At 70.7% G+C, this 14,657-nt stretch carries 17 protein-coding genes; 14 read left to right on the top strand and 3 right to left on the bottom strand.

Annotation, left to right across the window (positions count from 1 at the left end):
• From ACGFYV_RS05655 to ACGFYV_RS05640, 4 genes are all read left to right on the top strand, one after another.
• Positions 1–493 (top strand): pyridoxamine 5'-phosphate oxidase family protein (locus ACGFYV_RS05655; protein ID WP_393877074.1); only part of this gene is annotated, 493 nt, incomplete at its 5' end.
• A 545-nt stretch (positions 494–1,038) separates the two neighbouring features.
• The gene (locus ACGFYV_RS05650) at positions 1,039–2,313 is read left to right on the top strand and encodes a PP2C family protein-serine/threonine phosphatase (RefSeq protein WP_393877073.1); all 1,275 of its coding nucleotides are present in this window, start codon (positions 1,039–1,041) and stop codon (positions 2,311–2,313) included.
• A 149-nt stretch (positions 2,314–2,462) separates the two neighbouring features.
• Positions 2,463–3,119: a TOPRIM nucleotidyl transferase/hydrolase domain-containing protein gene (locus tag ACGFYV_RS05645; protein ID WP_393877072.1), complete on the top strand. Its 657-nt coding sequence runs from the start codon at positions 2,463–2,465 to the stop codon at positions 3,117–3,119.
• Between the two features lie 259 nt (positions 3,120–3,378).
• Positions 3,379–4,701: a phosphatase PAP2 family protein gene (locus ACGFYV_RS05640; RefSeq protein WP_393877071.1), complete on the top strand. Its 1,323-nt coding sequence runs from the start codon at positions 3,379–3,381 to the stop codon at positions 4,699–4,701.
• Positions 4,702–4,712: 11 nt separating this feature from the next.
• On the opposite strand, the gene ACGFYV_RS05635 is transcribed toward ACGFYV_RS05640, so the two are convergent.
• Positions 4,713–5,405, bottom strand: coding sequence for a histidine phosphatase family protein (locus ACGFYV_RS05635; RefSeq protein ID WP_393877070.1), 693 nt, complete (start codon positions 5,403–5,405; stop codon positions 4,713–4,715).
• A gap of 497 nt (positions 5,406–5,902) precedes the next feature.
• Entirely contained in the window at positions 5,903–6,517 is a 615-nt protein-coding gene (locus ACGFYV_RS05630; RefSeq protein ID WP_393877069.1) for a TetR/AcrR family transcriptional regulator, read from the bottom strand.
• A gap of 138 nt (positions 6,518–6,655) precedes the next feature.
• Here ACGFYV_RS05630 and ACGFYV_RS05625 point away from each other — a divergent pair, with 138 nt between their 5' ends.
• The 10 genes from ACGFYV_RS05625 (at position 6,656) to ACGFYV_RS05580 (ending at position 13,362) form a co-directional block, all read left to right on the top strand.
• Positions 6,656–7,426, top strand: coding sequence for an SDR family NAD(P)-dependent oxidoreductase (locus ACGFYV_RS05625; protein WP_393877068.1), 771 nt, complete (start codon positions 6,656–6,658; stop codon positions 7,424–7,426).
• Between the two features lie 139 nt (positions 7,427–7,565).
• Complete coding sequence (locus ACGFYV_RS05620; RefSeq protein WP_393877067.1) at positions 7,566–8,180, top strand: TetR/AcrR family transcriptional regulator; 615 nt, start codon at positions 7,566–7,568, stop codon at positions 8,178–8,180.
• Entirely contained in the window at positions 8,177–8,536 is a 360-nt protein-coding gene (locus ACGFYV_RS05615) for a DoxX family protein (protein WP_393877066.1), read from the top strand. Before ACGFYV_RS05620 ends, ACGFYV_RS05615 begins: the two co-directional genes overlap by 4 nt.
• 366 nt (positions 8,537–8,902) lie before the next feature.
• Positions 8,903–9,244: an ArsR/SmtB family transcription factor gene (locus ACGFYV_RS05610; RefSeq protein ID WP_393877065.1), complete on the top strand. Its 342-nt coding sequence runs from the start codon at positions 8,903–8,905 to the stop codon at positions 9,242–9,244.
• Between the two features lie 71 nt (positions 9,245–9,315).
• Positions 9,316–10,989, top strand: a complete 1,674-nt coding sequence (locus ACGFYV_RS05605) for a SulP family inorganic anion transporter (RefSeq protein ID WP_393877272.1) — start codon at positions 9,316–9,318, stop codon at positions 10,987–10,989.
• Positions 10,986–11,399: a pyridoxamine 5'-phosphate oxidase family protein gene (locus ACGFYV_RS05600; RefSeq protein WP_393877064.1), complete on the top strand. Its 414-nt coding sequence runs from the start codon at positions 10,986–10,988 to the stop codon at positions 11,397–11,399. Before ACGFYV_RS05605 ends, ACGFYV_RS05600 begins: the two co-directional genes overlap by 4 nt.
• The gene (locus tag ACGFYV_RS05595; protein WP_393877063.1) at positions 11,396–11,863 is read left to right on the top strand and encodes an ATP-binding protein; all 468 of its coding nucleotides are present in this window, start codon (positions 11,396–11,398) and stop codon (positions 11,861–11,863) included. The genes ACGFYV_RS05600 and ACGFYV_RS05595 overlap by 4 nt, the downstream gene beginning before the upstream one ends.
• A gap of 74 nt (positions 11,864–11,937) precedes the next feature.
• Positions 11,938–12,342, top strand: a complete 405-nt coding sequence (locus ACGFYV_RS05590; protein ID WP_393877062.1) for an anti-sigma factor antagonist — start codon at positions 11,938–11,940, stop codon at positions 12,340–12,342.
• 155 nt (positions 12,343–12,497) lie between these two features.
• Positions 12,498–12,848 carry a zinc ribbon domain-containing protein YjdM gene (locus tag ACGFYV_RS05585; RefSeq protein ID WP_393877061.1) on the top strand — a complete coding sequence of 117 codons (351 nt, stop codon included), beginning with the start codon at positions 12,498–12,500 and terminating at the stop codon, positions 12,846–12,848.
• 163 nt (positions 12,849–13,011) lie between these two features.
• A complete protein-coding gene (locus ACGFYV_RS05580; protein WP_393877060.1) occupies positions 13,012–13,362 on the top strand; it encodes an ArsR/SmtB family transcription factor in 351 nt (116 codons plus the stop codon).
• Positions 13,363–13,433: 71 nt separating this feature from the next.
• Here ACGFYV_RS05580 and ACGFYV_RS05575 read toward each other — a convergent pair whose 3' ends face one another.
• Positions 13,434–14,444, bottom strand: a complete 1,011-nt coding sequence (locus ACGFYV_RS05575) for an aldo/keto reductase (protein ID WP_393877059.1) — start codon at positions 14,442–14,444, stop codon at positions 13,434–13,436.
• Positions 14,445–14,657: the final 213 nt, after the last annotated feature.

Below are 14,657 nucleotides of genomic sequence, written 5' to 3'. Positions count from 1 at the left end.
TGGCCCCGGCACCGAACCCCGCACTGGCCCCGGCACCGAACCCCGCACCGGCCCCCGCCCCCGCGCAGAGCGCCTCCGCGACACCGAGCACCGGCTCGCCCACGACGTCGACGTGTGGGTGGCCACCGCCTCGCCGGACGGCGCCCCCTGCCTGGTGCCGCTGTCGTTCGACTGGGACGGCAAGACCCTGCTGCTGGCCACCCCGACGTCCAGCCGGACCGGCAGGAACCTGGCCGCCACCCGGACCGCTCGGCTCGGGCTGGGGCCGACCCGGGACGTGGTCATGGTCGAAGGCGAGGTCGAAGTCCTCGAGATCGACGAGCTGCCGCAGCAGGAGGGTGACCGCTTCGCCGCGCGCACCGGTTTCGACCCGCGCACGCTGACCACGCCGTACCGCTGGTTCCGCGTCACCCCGCGCCGCGTCCAGGCCTGGCGCGAGGAGGCGGAGCTGCCCGATCGCGAGCTGATGCGCGACGGCCACTGGCTGGTCTGAGCCCAGGGCCGGGCAGACCGCCCGCCCGGCCCGAGACCGGGAAGGTCCGCCTCCGGACGGCCGTCCAGCAGGACGTCGAACAGCCACTCGGCGCTGCCGTCGTCCTCCATGCCGTCCGGTGGAGGCTCGACGGCTCCCGCCCTCCACCCGGTGTCGGCCCGCTCCTGCCAGAAGGGGCCGGAACGCCTCCGGCACCCCGTCGAACAAGCTGGGCCAGGGCAGCAGAGGCGTGTCCCGGTACGGGCTCATCGGAGACTCGTGATCGAAGTCGAGAGCCAAGGCACCCGCCGGGGAGAAGGCGATCGCGTACTCGTCACCGCTGCCGTCCCGCATTGCCATGGCACGGGAGCGGTCCCGGACGACCGGCATCCAGGGCAACCGGAAGGTCAGGTTCACGAAGCTCACGACCCCGCCCAAGCCGATCGCCGGCCCGGCCCGGAGCACGTGGGAACGGCCGCCACCTCACCCGCACACCCGCCCCCGGGACGGCTCGTCTCTGGTGACCGGACAAGCCGCGGCTCACGCCCGGACGCATACTTTCTGACATGAGACCCGTGCGGCAGGGCGGGAGAGTGCATACGACCCCACCGCGGATCGACTACCAGGCCCTGTTCTCCGTGACGCCCAGCCCCTACCTGGTGCTGGACCCCGACCTGATGATGGTCGAGGTCAACGAGGCGTACCTGCGGGCGACGGGCCGTACCCGGGACGAACTGATCGGCCGGTACCTCTTCGACGTCCACCCCGACAATCCGGCCGACCCCGACGCCGACGGGGTCCGCAATCTGAGCGCCTCCCTGCAGCGGGTCCTGGACTCGAAGAGACCGGACACGATGGCCGTGCAGAAGTACGACGTCCCGGTGACCGGCCGTCCGGGAGTGTTCCGGGCGAAGTGGTGGTCGCCGATCAACACGCCCGTCCTCGGTCCGGACGACGAGGTCGCGTTGATCATCCACCGCGTGGAGGACATGACCGAGTTCGTGCTGACCGGTCCCTTCCATGTGAGGCCGCAGGACCCGGGCGACGAGCGGGCCGCGATGGAGGCCGAGCTCTATGCGCGGGCGAAGGAACTCCAGCACCTCAACGAGGAGCTCCGCGAAGCCCACGACAGGGAGCACCGCACCGCGCTCACCCTCCAGGAGGCCATGCTGCACGCCCCGGACCTGGCGGGGCACAGCGACATCGCCGTGCGCTACATGCCCGCCGCCCGGTCACTCAACGTCTGCGGCGACTGGTACGACGTCGTGGACCTTTGCGAGGACAGGTTCACGGTCGCGGTCGGCGACGTGGTCGGCCACGGCCTGGAGGCCGCCGCCATCATGGGCATGCTCCACAGCACCCTCTCCGCCGCCCTGCGCGCCACCCACGAACCCGGCAGCGCGATGGACGTCCTGAGCCGCTTCGCCCGGACCTGCGAGGGTGCTCTGGCCACGACCGCCGTCCAAGCGGTCATCGACACACGACACCGGCGCATCACCTACGCCAACGCCGGCCACCTGCCGCCCCTGCTGTCCCGGACGGACGGCACGGTCGTCCTTCTCGACCAGGCCACCGATCCGCCGCTGGGCGTCCCCATCGACCCGAGCAGGCGCCCGCAGGCCACGGTGTCCTACGCGCCGGGCGACACCCTGGTCCTCTACACCGACGGACTCGTCGAACGCCGCGACCAGGACATCGACGTCGGCCTCGGCCTGCTGGCCGACACCCTCGTGCGGCACGCCCGTCTGAGCCCCGACCACCTCGCCGACACCCTGCTCACCCGCCTCGGCGTGGCCGGCGGCGGACGGGACGACATCGCCCTGGTCGTCGTTCGTCTGTAGCGGAGTCAGCCGGAGTCAGCCGGAGTCAGTCGGAGTCAGCCGGAGTCCCCGTAGTCGGCCTCCCGGCCCCGCTCCACGCGCAGGCCCCGGAAAACACGGGTGCGTACGGGGTGTCGGCCGTGCCACGATGCGCCGGGAAGCGAGGTCTTGTGGACGAGTCGAGGCGATTTCGCCGGGCGCTGACTGTGTGGGCGGCCGGTGGAGCGGGGGCGGACGCGGCTGCCGCGGAGGCGCGCGAGCTGGCGGGCGACGGGGTGCGGACGGTCGTGCTCGTCGAGGGCGGAAGTGATCAGGCCGCGCTCGGGGCGCTGGCCACGCGCTACGGCCGTGACCTCGATGCGGAGGGCGTCGCTGTCGTACCGCTCGGAGGCGCGACGAACATCGGGCGTTTCCTGGACGTCTGCGGCCCCGCGGGGCTCGGCCTCCCGCTGGCCGGTCTCTGCGACATCGGCGAGGAGCGGCATTTCCGGCGCCATCTGGAGCGGGTCGGGCTCGGGTCCGGTCTCACACAGGCCGGACTGGAGGCACTCGGGTTCCAGGTGTGCGTCGCCGACCTGGAGGACGAGCTGATCCGCGCTCTGGGGCCCGAGGCCGTACAGCGGGCGATCGAGGACCAGGGCGAGATGCGCCCCTTCCGCACCTTCCAGGGGCAGCCGGCACAGCGGGAGCGGCCTGTGGAGCACCAGTTGCGGCGTTTCATGGGCACACACAGCGGTCGCAAGGCTCTCTACGCGCGAGCGCTGATCGCGCACCTGGAACTCGACCGCGTTCCGCGCCCACTGCGGCGGCTTCTCACGCACGTCTGACACGGCCGACCGCGAGCTGTTGCGCGGCCACCTCGCCGCCTTGCCGCCGTCGGCGCGCGGCGGATCCGCACAGGCCGATCAAAGAAACCTCACAGCTCCGCTACCATGATCGACCTCATGGCGACGCCCTCATCGCCTGCTCTTCGCTGGAAAAAGCACTTTCCGGCATGAAGGGTTACTCATTTGACCAACAACTAACAAATCGGCCGAACAATTGATACCTATAGCCTCGCGGGTGCTCTCGCGAATAAACCGCAGAATGAAGTTCCCCGCAGGGGGCCGACCACGGACGATACTGTGGGCCACGGCAGGCGTGGTCGTCCTCGGATTCCTCATCGCGCTGGAGATCGCCTCGCGTCACTACGGCCTTCCGGGGCCGATCACCAATCAGGTGAAAGAGGTGATATTGCCGCCCAAATCGGGGCCGTTGTTGTACGCCAGTATGGCCTTGATGATGGTGGTACTCCCTCGGCGGGAACGATTTGTCGCGGCAGGTGTCGCCGTCGGTATCGACGCCGTGTTCTTTCTGGTCCGATGGGCGGTCGACGCCAGGCCGGTCGAGGGTGCCGGCCACCCCTTCGGAAACGGCGCGTTGTGGGTCATTCTGGGATATGCGGTCATCGCTGTCACGCGCCGCACGGGTCAGGAACGCGTCCTGCTGCTCAAGGGTGTCGGACTCGCCCTGCTGCTGGTGGCGGGCCGTAAGACGGGCGACGCCTGGCTGCTCATCACCTCGAAGACCCGCCCCGCGGTGCTCGACCAGTACGTCGCCGTCGCCGATCACGCGCTGGGCGATCCCTCGTGGCTGGCGGGCCGCATCGTGCGGGCCTCCGGCCCGATCGGTGCCCACGTCCTCGACTACGTCTACATCCAGCTCGCCGTGGCCGCGGTCGTCGTCACGCTGTACCAGCTGCGCAACGTGGCGGCCGAGCGCCGCTTCCCGCGCCACCACCTGGTGCGCACCTTCCTGGTGATCGGCCTCCTCGGCCCCGGCATCTACATGATCTTCCCGGTGGTCGGACCGATCTTCGCCTACGGCGCCGACGGCGGGCACTGGGCGGTGGCCGACCTGTGGCCGGACACTCCGCCGCCGATCACCGGCCCGCACCCCATGCCCTTCGACCTGGTCACCCCACGCAATTGCATGCCCAGCCTGCACACCGCCTGGGCCACCGCGATCTTCATCCACTCCCGCCGTGCCCCACGCATCCTGCGATGCGCGGGAACCTTCTGGCTGATCGCCACACTCGGTGCCACGCTCGGCTTCGGTTACCACTACGGCGCGGACATCGTCGCCGGCGTCGTCTTCACGCTCACGATCGAGGCCGCTCTGCGCTCCGAGGCACGCGGCTGGGACAAAGCAGGAATACAGCTGGCCGCTTATGGCACGACGGTCTTCGCCGCGCTTCTGGTGGCCTATCGGTACCTGCCGACGCGTATGGCCGAGCATCCCTGGGTCTACGGCCCTCTCGTCATTCTCGCGATGACATCGGTGATCTGCGGCTACATATGGACCACCAGGCAGTGGGAGCCGAAGGCCGCACCACTGCGGCAACCGGAAGCGCAACCCGAACCCGTGTGAGCCGTGCGCCGTCAGGCGGCGCGCGAGCTTTCGCCGGGAACCCAATCGGTTCCCGGCGCCTCGCCGTGCCGGCGGGGGCTGATCACTATCGGCGCGTACTGGAGTCGCTGATCGCCGGTGTGGATCCAGCGCTCACCCTCCTGGGGCGCGGTCTGGTCGAGCCGGACGTCCCAGTAGCCGTCCCGCCACGTGAACGAGACCGCGGACAGGGGCGGTACGGCGAGATGCCAGAAGGCTCGTGCGGGTATGCCCAGAGCGTGGATGAGCGCGGCCCGGACGACCGCCGCTTCGGTGACCGCGACGACGTGGCCCGTGTCCGACGCCCTGCTGCCCAGCCAGTGCGCCGTCCGGCGGCAGAGCCGACGCACGGACTCACCTCCGTGCGGTGCGGCATCCGGGTCGGTCAGCCACGCCGTGAACCCGTCCGGGTCTGTCAGGGCGACCTCGTCGAGGCTACGACCGCTCCAGGCACCGAGGTCGAGATCGTGCAGTCCTGGCTCGGCGTCCGCCGTCAGGCCGAGGGCGTCGGCGGTCTGCGAACAGCGGATCGAGGGTGCCCGGACGGCGAGTACGTGCGGAGCGAGGCCCGCTCCCGCCGCACCTGCCATACGCAGGCCGCTCGCGCTGAGGGGAGCGTCGCCGAGGAGCGGGTCGATGGTGGGGTCACCGCCGGGCGCGCACAGAAACGTCAGGTGGTTCGTCATGAGACCGCCCTCCTTCTTGGCTGTACGTGGATACGACAGGCCACGACTGCTCCCCGGATCCTGCGACCTGCGCCGGATACGTGCAGGTCGACCGCCCGCTCATGGAGCAGCCGGCCGGTCCGTGGAGGGGCTGGGACGGCCGCCGTCCCGTCTGCCACGTCGTGACTCATGTGCTCCAGCGTCGGCGAAAGCCGCTCGCCGCAACATCCATCACGTGTCCGGAACCACCCCGCCGACTGGCCGGCCCGGCTTGGCCACCCGGCCAGCCGCCACCTCGCCCCCGACCATCCGGCTCCCCGACCATCCGGCTCCCCGACCATCCGGCTCCCCGACCACCCGGCCGACGGGCCTGCGCCGGGCGCCGCACCGCCGCGCGCGAGCCGGACCCGACCGGGGTCGGTGAGGGTGCGCGGGCTGGGCGGTGATGTGCTTGTGCGGCGATGCCGTAGGTGGGCCTGGTGCCTCAGTCGGCCTGATGCCTCAGCTGGCCCGTTGCCTCAGGCCTGTGCCGGCTCGCCCGCCGACGCGCGCAGGTGGTCGATGCCGGTGTCGAGCGCGGCCTTGAGGTGGGTCGAGTCACCCGTGGACATCATGATGGTCACGCCTCCCTGGATGCCGGCCAGCAGTGCCGCGGCGGTCCGGTCGACGTCGAGGGAGGAAGAGAGCAGGCCGTTCGCCTGAAGGGCGCGCATGCCGTGGGCGAGGTGCTCCTGCCATTGCCGCATCAGTCCCGTGACGATCGCCCGAGCACCGGGGCGTCCCCGCCCGACCTGGAGAAACAGAGTTCCCAACGGGCACTGGTCGCCCTGGAGTTCGTAGCGTTCGACCACGGAGTCGCGCCACTGGTACCACGACTCCCAGGAGTCCAGACGTCCCAGATGGGGCTGTTGGTCATCAAGGACCCGGTCCGCCTCGAACTGGGCCACGGCCAGCAGCAGTTCGTCCTTGCCGTCGGGGAAGTAGTGGAAGAGCTGGCTCTTGCTCGTGCTGGTGTGGGCGCGGATGTCGTCGAGTGTCGTGACGGAGACGCCTTTCTCCCGCAGCACCTCGGCCGCGCCTTCGACGATGCGGGCCCGTGTCGCACGGCCCTTCGCGGTCAGTGTGTCCGGCATGTCGTCCCCTCCCCTCCGCTTGTCGCTTCCACCGTACTGGGTCGGCAAGTCCATCCGGTCACCGCCAGACTGGACTTGCTGGTCCATTTTTTGGGGCGCACTGTTGTCCGCACATCGCGAGACAAGGGAGATCACGTCATGAGTGAGCGACTGCGGAACAAGACCGCGCTGGTCACGGGATCGACCAGCAACATCGGTCAGGCCATCGCCGAAGCCTTCGCCGCCGAGGGTGCCCATGTCATTGTGTCCGGGCGCAACGCTGAGCGCGGGGCGCGGGTCGTCGGAGGGATCCGTGCGGCCGGCGGCCGGGCGGACTTCCTGGCGGCGGACCTCGACGGCAGCAAGAAGGCCGCACAGGACCTGGCCGACCGGGCGCGCGAGACGCTGGGCGGGCGGATCGACGTCCTGGTGAACAACGCCGGCATCTATCCGGCCCCCAGCACCGTCGGCACCGACGAGGAGACGTTCGACAAGGTGTACGGGGTGAACGTGAAGGCGCCGTTCTTCCTCACCGCGGCCGTCGTCCCGGGTATGGCGGAGGCCGGCGGCGGGGTGATCATCAACCTCGGCTCGTGGATCGCGCGACTGGGCGTTCCCGCCGGCGGGCTCTACAGCTCCACCAAGGGGGCCATGGAGACGCTCACCCGGGCGTGGGCCGCGGAGTTCGGCCCGATGGGCGTGCGGGTGAACGCCGTCTCGCCCGGCGTGATCCTGCCCCCGGCGCCAGAGGGGGCCGAGCCCGGCCCCGGCGAGATCATGATGAAGGGCACCCCGGCGGGCGGCGTCGGTACACCCGACGCCATCGCGCACGCCGCGGTCTGGCTGGCCAGTGACGAGGCCGGTTTTGTGCACGGCACCGTGGTGGACATCGACGGGGGCAGGACGGGCGTCGCCGTCATCGCCGCGTAGCGCGAGGTGTTTGTGACGAGCCTGTGGGGCTCTCGCCGACGGCACCCTCGGGTCGTCGGCGAGAGCCCCAGGGGCCGTCATGGGAACTCCCCCGGTGGGCAGTTGTGTGCGGGGGAGGCCGCACGATACTTTGCTGAACATGTTCAGTGAACGTGTTCAGTCGCGCCCGGAGCGGCGGGAGGCGACGCGGCAGAAGGTGCTGGCGACGGCCGAGCGTCTGTTCCGAGACCACGGCTTCGGGGCCACGACGGTCCGCCGGATCGCCGCCGAGGCGGGGGTCAGCACCGGATCGGTGATGGCGGTGGGCGACAAGGACGCACTGCTCGTCGCGATCTTCGACGGCTGGATCGACGCCGTGCACCGTGCACGCGTGGATGAGCTGCGCGCGGCGTCCGCGCCACTGGCCGCGGGTGCGGCGGTGGGCGCGATCATGGCCCTGTTCGAGCCCTTCATCCAGTACTTCGCGCTCGACGAGGAACTCTCGCGCCAGTACGCGGCGATCATCGTGCGGGGAGCCCACGACTCGGCGATCTTCCAGAACCTCGCGCTGTCCCTGATCGCCGAGATCACCGAGGTGCTCACGCGGACGGGCCTGGGCGGCGTCGACGCCGAGCGCGGTGCGCGGGTCGCCTACTTCTCGTATCTCGGCATTCTCATGACCGTGTCGCACGGCGCCCTCCATGAGTCGGAAGCCCTGGACCAACTGCGCGAGGTGATCGGATTCGTGATCGCCCGTGAAGGAGGAGAAGCGTGATCGGCACACCCCAGCCGTGGTGGCTCACCGCTCTGCTGGCGCTTGTGCTCTTCGGCGACGCCGTCATGTCACTGCGACCGCCGGCCTTCATCCAGCGATGTCTCGACGGGGTCCGGCTGCCGCGTGACTGGTGGTGGATCCTGATCGTCATCAAGCTCATGGCGGCGATCGGGCTGTTCGCCGGACTCACGTACGAGGGCGTCGCGTTCACCACGAACGTCGCTGTCATCGGGTACTTCGTGTGCGCGTCGTACGCCCACTACCGAGCACGCTTCCTCAAGCAGGAGTTCTGGCTCAACTGCCTCGGCATGCTGGCGCTTTCGGTGGCCGTGCTGGTGTTCTCCTACGCGGTGTAGGCGAGTTGTCGCGCGCCCCGGGCGCCGTGGTGGCTCTTGGGGCCACGGTACGGCCACAGCGGTGCGTCGGGCTTGCGCCGCTGTCCGAAACGGCTGCACCGCGCGCGTGAGCCGAGGCGGTGCCGGTACGCGGCATCGAAATCGCCTGACCCCTTCGCCTGACCCCTTCGCCGTCACCCCGCCACCACGCCACGCCGCCACCCCGTCACGGCTCGCGGGCTCCGCACAGCGGCATCCAACGGATATCTGAATTGCGAAATTATGCAATTGGTTAGATGCTGTGTTTGCTGTGCTCGCAGGTATCCGGGGGCACAGCATCTGTCCGTGTGCCCCCGAGCAGGGGCCTGCCAGGGAAGCTGAGGGTTCGTGTCGGTTCCGCTGTATCAGGCGAAGGCGGAGTTCTTCCGCATGCTGGGACACCCTGTGCGGATCCGGGTGCTGGAGCTGTTGCAGGACGGGCCGATGCCGGTGCGTGATCTGCTGGCCGCCATCGAGGTGGAGCCCTCCAGCCTGTCCCAGCAGCTGGCGGTGCTGCGCCGTTCGGGGATCGTCACGTCCACCCGTGGGGGCTCGACCGTCGTCTACGAGCTGGCGGGCGGCGACGTCGCCGACCTGATGCGGGCCGCGCGGCGGATCCTGACCGAGATGCTCGCCGGGCGGTCCGAGCTGCTCGCCGAGCTGCGGGAAGCCGGGGTCACCGCGTCGTGAGCACGTCCTTCGCACGGGCGGTTCGCGCCCGGACCACCTCACTGCTGCCCTCCCACGCCGACCTGGCGCAGATGCGCCGCGATCCGCGGCGGGACCTGCTCGCCGGCCTCACCGTGGCCATCGTGGCGCTGCCGCTCGCCCTCGGCTTCGGGGTGTCGTCCGGGCTGGGTGCCGAAGCGGGCCTGGCGACCGCGGTGGTCGCCGGCGCGCTGGCCGCCGTGTTCGGCGGGTCGAACCTCCAGGTGTCGGGGCCGACCGGTGCGATGACGGTCGTCCTGGTGCCCATCGTCGCCCAGTACGGTCCGACCGCCGTGCTCACGGTGGGTCTGATGGCCGGTGCGATGCTCGTCGTCCTTGCCGCGCTCAGGGCCGGGCGCTACATGCAGTACGTGCCGGCGCCCGTCATCGAGGGCTTCACGCTCGGCATCGCCGCGGTGATCGGCCTCCAGCAGGTGCCGAACGCACTCGGTGTCTCCAAGCCCGAGGGCGACAAGGTCCTCGTCGTCACCTGGCACGCCCTCCAGGAGTTCGTGAACGCCCCGAACTGGACGGCCGTCGCCCTCGCGGCCTGCGTGGTCGTACTCATGCTGGCCGGCGTGCGTCTGCGGCCGGCCGTGCCGTTCTCGATCGTCGCCGTGATCGCCGCGACGGCCGTGGCCCAGGTCGCCCACCTGGACGTGAAGCCGATCGGTGACCTGCCCGCGGGACTTCCCGCGCCCTCCCTGTCCTTCCTCGACCTCGGTTCGCTCGGTTCGCTGCTCGCACCGGCCGTGGCGGTCGCCGCGCTGGCGGCGCTGGAGTCGCTGATGTCCGCGGCTGCCGCCGACGCGATGACGGTGGGCCAACGGCACGACCCGGACCGGGAGTTGCTCGGCCAGGGGCTCGCCAACATCGCCGCCCCGCTGTTCGGCGGTGTCCCGGCCACCGGCGCCATCGCCCGCACCGCGGTCAACGTCCGCACGGGCGCGGGCTCCCGGCTCGCCGCCCTCACCCACGCCGCCGTACTCGCGGTGATCGTGTTCGCGGCGGCGCCCCTGGTCTCGAAGATCCCGCTGGCGGCGCTGGCCGGCGTCCTGCTGGCGACCGCGGTCCGCATGGTCGAGGTCGGCTCGCTGAGGGCCATGGCCAAGGCCACGCGCTCGGACGCGCTGATACTCGTCCTGACCGCGGTCGCGACGCTGGCCCTCGACCTGGTCTACGCGGTGATCATCGGCCTGGTCGTCGCGGGCGCCCTCGCCCTGCGCGCGGTGGCCAAGCAGGCCCGCTTCGACCAGGTGCCGCTCGACCGGGGTGATCACACGGCCGAGGAACATGTGCTGCTGGCCGAGCACATCGTGGCCTACCGCATCGACGGGCCGCTGTTCTTCGCCGCCGCGCACCGCTTCCTGCTGGAGCTGGCCGAGATCGCGGACGTCCGGGTCGTGATCCTGCGCATGTCCCGGGTGTCCACGATGGACGCCACCGGAGCCCTCGTCCTCAAGGACGCGGTGCAGAAGCTGAACCGGCGCGGCATCCTCGTCCTGGCCTCCGGCATACGGCCCGGTCAGCGGCAGGTCCTCGACTCCGTCGGCGCCCTGGAACTGCTGCGGCACGAGGGACGCGAGTACGCCACCACGCCCGAGGCGATCGCCGCCGCCCGCGACCACCTGGAGGTGGCCGGAGTCCTGCCCGCCGTCCCCGCCCGGCGGACCAGCCCGAAGAACAGCCCGAAGAACACGGCCGCCAGCGAGGAAGCAGTCCGATGACCACCTCCTTCCCCACCCCGCGCATGGTCGAGGTCTCCGGCGCGGAGGCACTGTGGTTGCTGCAGGCCGCGGAGCTGGGGCGACTGGTCTTCGTGCAGCGTGAGACGACCGTCGTTCGCCCCGCCCGACACGTGTGGGAGTACGGCCGGCTGATCGTGCGCACCCCCCTCCAGACGGCCGCCGTTCCGCCGACCGCGACCTACCAGGTCGACGACGTCCAGGCCGGGACCGGCACCGGCTGGACCGTGACCGCGACCGGACCGGTCGATGTGATCACCGATCCGGACGAGGCCGCCCACTACCGCCGCACGCTGCCCGGCTGGACGCATGGCCCGCACGACGCCGTCGTCCGCGTCCACCCCCAGACGGTGACGGGTTTCCGGCTCGTCCGGGGGGTGGGGGAGCGATGAGCACCCAGCAGGAGGCGCTGCCGCACCGCCATGTGCTGACCCTCGACGCCGTACCGGCGGCTGTACGGGTGGCCCGCGCGACCGCTGAGCAGACCCTGGTGGAATGGGGCGTCGGACTGCGGCACCCCACCGTGGGTCCGGCGCTGCTGATCCTGAGTGAGCTGGTCACCAACAGCGTCCGGCACGCCGCGGCCCTCTCCCCGCAGGTCACCGTCATCTACGCCGCGGGCCGCGACTGCTTCGCCTTCGGCGTCCACGACCGTCACCCCTACCAGCCCCTGTTGTACGCGTCGGTCACCGGCACCGGCACCGGCACCGGCACCGGCACCGGCACCGGCACCGGCACCGGCAATGGGGGCCTGGGCACGGTCATGGAGCTCGTGCTCGGTCTGGGCGGCACCGCGGTCACCCGGGGCGACGCCGACGGCAGCGGCAAGACCATCTGGATCACCCTGCCCCTGTGACCTCAGCCCCGCCTGTCCAGCCCTGCCCTGCTCTGCCTCGCCCTGCCCCGCCCCGCCCCACGGGAAGTTCCCCCATGACCATCGACTGGCGCTACACCATCGAGCAGGATCTCGGCATCCTCTCCGTGGCCGGCTATCTCGGCCCCGACGCGGTGCGCCGCTTCACCGGCGCGATCGGCTGGGTCGTCGCACGCGGCACCGGGCCGGTCGTCCTGGACCTGACCGGGCTGCGCAACTGGTCCGCCGAAGGCCAGCTGGCCATCACCGAGGCCGCACGCCGCCTCGCCGACAGCGGGCGGAGCCTGGAACTGGCCGCCATCCCCGCCGACGGCTCACTGGTACCGGCCGCCGACTGCCCCGACATTCCGGTTCACTGCGACCTGAGCGCCGCCCTCGCCGCCCACGGCCGGGAACGCCGGGAACCCTCGGAGCCGGTGGAGGTGCACCAGGAGTGGCGCACCGACGGCTGGCCCGCCTGACCCCGGTCTCACCCGCATCCTGACCCGCGCATCAAACTTCGCCCCGACCACCGCGTCGATTTCGACGCGAGCCCCGAGCTTCGAACCCGCATCGCCTACGACGTGATCCCCACCCGGCCTTCGCGTCGGCCTACCGAGAGAAAGACACTGGTCCCATGAGTGAAACGCTTCCCGCCTGCCCGAAGTGCTCTGGCCCGTACACGTACGAGATGGGTGCCCTCCTCGTGTGTCCCGAGTGCGGACACGAGTGGTCGGCGTCCGACACTCCTGGCGACGCGAGCGGTGACAAGGTCGTCAAGGACTCGGTCGGCAACGTGCTCGCCGACGGCGACACCGTGACCGTGGTCAAGACCCTCAAGGTCAAGGGCAGCCCGACCGGCATCAAGGCGGGCACCAAGGTGCGCAACATCAGGCTCGTCGACGGCAGCGACGGCCATGACATCGACTGCAAGGTCGACGGGTTCGGCGCCATGCAGCTGAAGTCCAGCGTGGTCAAGAAGGCCTGAACCGACCTCCCGCCGCCCGGTCCGGGGGCCGTTTCCCCGATGCGGGTTCGGTTCTGCCCGTGTCACAGGCGAGGATGGGGCGCATGTTCCTTACGAGTGGGTGGACGCGATGCCGAGTGGTCCGGCCGGTGGGGCCGCGCCGTGCCGAGGGGAGGACCGCCGGATGAGTACGCCGCTGTACCAGCTGAAGGCCGAGTTCTTCAAAACCCTCGGCCACCCGGCTCGCATCCGTGTCCTGGAGCTGCTGAGCGAGCGTGAGCACGCGGTCGCGGAGATGCTGCCCGAGGTCGGGATCGAACCCGCGCACCTGTCCCAGCAACTGGCCGTGCTGCGACGGGCGAACCTGGTGCGCACCCGCAAGGAAGGTTCGAACGTGTACTACTCCCTGGCCAGCCCCGAAGTGGCCGAACTGCTGCGGGTGGCGCGCTCGATCCTGTCCGGCGTCCTGGCGGGCCAGGCGGAGCTGCTCGCCGACCTGAAGGCGGCCCCGCCGGGAGGCGGACGGCAGTCGTGACGACGGCCCGGTAGCGGGTCCGGATCTGACGACAGCCCGGACGCGCCTCCCTGAGGGTCTCGGGGTGGGGATCAGGCGTCGCCCGGCAGCGGGGCGGCCGGGCTGACCAGGCCGGCGGCGCGCACCTCGGTCCAGAACGCGGCCGGGACCCTCTCGGTGAGGGCGGCGACGTCCTCGGCTATCCGGCTGGGGCGGGTGGCGCCGGGGACGACCGCGGCGGCGACCGGGTGGGCGAGGGAGAACTGGAGGGCGGCGGCCTTGATGGAGATGCCGTGCTTCTGGGCCAGGGCCTTCAGGCGGGCAACCTTCTCGGTGATCTCCTTCGGGGCCTGCTGGTACTCGAAGTGGGTGCCGCCGGCGAGGACGCCGGAGCTGTAGGGGCCGCCGACGACCATGTCGACGTCCTGCTCCTGGGCCATGGGAAGCAGGCGCTCCAGGGCGTGTTCGTGGTCGAGGAGGGTGTAGCGGCCGGCGAGGAGGAAGCCGTCGGGCTGCGGTTCGTCGAGGGCCAGGGTCAGCTCGATGGGCTCGGTGCGGTTGACGCCGAGTCCCCAGGCCTTGATGACGCCCTCGTCACGCAGCCGGGACAGGACGCGGAAGGCGCCGGTGCGGGCCTCCTCGAACTTGTTGAGCCACAGGTCGCCGTGGAAGTCCTGGGCGATGTCGTGCACCCAGACGATGTCCAGCCGGTCGACGCCGAGGCGCTTGAGGCTGTCCTCGATGGAGCGCTCGGTGGCCTCGGCCGTCCATGCGTGCAGCATCTTGTTGGGGTTGCCGTGCTCGAACAGGCCGCCCTTCTCGCCGAGGTCGCGGTCGCCGTCCTCCCGTTCGTCGAGGACGACGCGGCCGACCTTGGTCGACAGGACGTAGGCGTCGCGCGGCTTGGTGGACAGGACCGCGCCCAGGCGGGACTCGGCGAGGCCGGCGCCGTAGAACGGGGCGGTGTCGTAGTAGCGGACGCCCTGGTCCCAGGCGGCCTCGACGGTGGCGGCGGCCTCTTCGTCGGGGATCGCGCGGAACATGTTGCCGAGCGGGGCGGTGCCGAAGCCGAGCTTGCCGGGGAGGAGCTTCTTGAGGGACATGATGGAGCCTTTTCGTTCGATGCCTCGGTGTCAGGGGGTTCCTGACGTGGGGGGTGAGGCGTGTGGGGGAGGGGTACCTGTAGGAGTCGATGGCTGTATCGACGGAGTCGGAGTGCGGGGTGTGAAGCGGGGTGTCCGCCCGGGGTGAGCGGCGCTCGCATGATTTGCATGAGCTGCTTACACTCATTAACAATAATTGCGAGCGCGTGGTAA

This window comes from Streptomyces sp. NPDC048297 (assembly GCF_043201585.1).
GTDB lineage: Bacteria > Actinomycetota > Actinomycetes > Streptomycetales > Streptomycetaceae > Streptomyces.
The sequence above is the reverse complement of the archived record's forward strand: the minus strand, read 5'-3'. Positions and strand labels throughout refer to the sequence as shown.

Coding starts and splice junctions, on each gene's coding strand:
- ACGFYV_RS05650 (WP_393877073.1), top strand. CDS start 1,039: ATGAGACCCGTGCGGCAGGGCGGGAGAGTGCATACGACCCCACCGCGG.
- ACGFYV_RS05640 (WP_393877071.1), top strand. CDS start 3,379: ATGAAGTTCCCCGCAGGGGGCCGACCACGGACGATACTGTGGGCCACG.
- ACGFYV_RS05635 (WP_393877070.1), bottom strand. CDS start 5,405: ATGACGAACCACCTGACGTTTCTGTGCGCGCCCGGCGGTGACCCCACC.
- ACGFYV_RS05630 (WP_393877069.1), bottom strand. CDS start 6,517: ATGCCGGACACACTGACCGCGAAGGGCCGTGCGACACGGGCCCGCATC.
- ACGFYV_RS05625 (WP_393877068.1), top strand. CDS start 6,656: ATGAGTGAGCGACTGCGGAACAAGACCGCGCTGGTCACGGGATCGACC.
- ACGFYV_RS05620 (WP_393877067.1), top strand. CDS start 7,566: ATGTTCAGTGAACGTGTTCAGTCGCGCCCGGAGCGGCGGGAGGCGACG.
- ACGFYV_RS05605 (WP_393877272.1), top strand. CDS start 9,316: ATGCGCCGCGATCCGCGGCGGGACCTGCTCGCCGGCCTCACCGTGGCC.
- ACGFYV_RS05600 (WP_393877064.1), top strand. CDS start 10,986: ATGACCACCTCCTTCCCCACCCCGCGCATGGTCGAGGTCTCCGGCGCG.
- ACGFYV_RS05595 (WP_393877063.1), top strand. CDS start 11,396: ATGAGCACCCAGCAGGAGGCGCTGCCGCACCGCCATGTGCTGACCCTC.
- ACGFYV_RS05590 (WP_393877062.1), top strand. CDS start 11,938: ATGACCATCGACTGGCGCTACACCATCGAGCAGGATCTCGGCATCCTC.
- ACGFYV_RS05585 (WP_393877061.1), top strand. CDS start 12,498: ATGAGTGAAACGCTTCCCGCCTGCCCGAAGTGCTCTGGCCCGTACACG.
- ACGFYV_RS05580 (WP_393877060.1), top strand. CDS start 13,012: ATGAGTACGCCGCTGTACCAGCTGAAGGCCGAGTTCTTCAAAACCCTC.
- ACGFYV_RS05575 (WP_393877059.1), bottom strand. CDS start 14,444: ATGTCCCTCAAGAAGCTCCTCCCCGGCAAGCTCGGCTTCGGCACCGCC.